Origin of the sequence: Kineococcus glutinatus (assembly GCF_039542765.1) — a bacterium.
Lineage (GTDB): Bacteria > Actinomycetota > Actinomycetes > Actinomycetales > Kineococcaceae > Kineococcus_A > Kineococcus_A glutinatus.
This window is the reverse complement of record NZ_BAABIL010000654.1, coordinates 1-944: the sequence shown is the minus strand read 5'-3', so window position 1 is coordinate 944 and position 944 is coordinate 1. Positions and strand designations below refer to the sequence as shown.

General features: G+C 78.0%; 1 protein-coding gene. It reads right to left on the bottom strand.

Going from position 1 to position 944, the window contains the following annotated elements; translation table 11 throughout:
- Nucleotides 1–842, bottom strand: an 842-nt coding sequence (locus tag ABEB16_RS19665; protein WP_345713894.1) for a threonine ammonia-lyase, incomplete at its 3' end; no start/stop codon positions are given.
- Nucleotides 843–944 lie beyond the last annotated feature (102 nt).

The window sequence follows — 944 nt, the reverse complement described above, 5'->3', positions numbered from 1 at the left end:
TCGACGACGAGCTTGGAACGCTCCAGCAGCAGCACCAGCGCCCGCGACAGCGCCTCCTCCGAGACGGTGACGACGTCGTCGACCAGGTCGCGGACGACGGCGAAGGGCACGTCGCCGGGCCGGCCCACGGCGATCCCGTCGGCCATCGTCGACATCCGCGGCAGCGCGAGCGGCCGGCCGGCGCGCAGCGAGGCGGGGTAGGCCGCGGCCTGCTCGGCCTGCACCCCGATGACCCGGACCGGCTCCCCCGCGGCGTTGCGCTGCCCCTCCAGGGCCGCGGCGACGCCCGCCACGAGCCCGCCGCCGCCGGTGCAGACGAGCAGCGTGCGCACGTCGGGGCACTGCTCGAGGACCTCCAGCCCGACGCTGCCCTGCCCGGCGACGATGTCGGGGTGGTCGAAGGGGTGGATGAGGACGGCCCCCTCCTGCGCCTCGACGCGGCGGGCCTCCTCCAGCGCCTCGTCGAGGGTGCGCCCGGCGAAGCGGACCTCGGCGCCGTACCCGCGGGTGGCCTGCACCTTGGGGATCGGGGCGCCGGTGGGCATGACGACCGTGGCGCGGGTGCCCAGCAGCCTCGCGGCCAGCGCGACGCCCTGGGCGTGGTTGCCGGCGCTGGCGGCCACGACCCCGCGGGCGCGCTCGGCGTCGGTCAGCCGCGCGATCCGCACGTAGGCGCCGCGGATCTTGAACGACCCGGCGCGCTGCAGGTTCTCGCACTTCAGCAGCACGGGGCCGCCGAGGCGCTCGGTCAGCGCCCGGCTGGGCAGCAGCTGGGTGCGGCGCACGACGGAGTCGACGAGGCCGTGGGCGGCGAGGACGTCGGCGCGCCCCACCCGGGGCACGGCCGGGGCGCTGCCGGGACCGCCGCCGGGGACCTCGGCGGGCTCGGGGGCTGTGGATGGCGTACCGTCGGACGACCCGTCCGCTCCCCGCACGGGCGACGA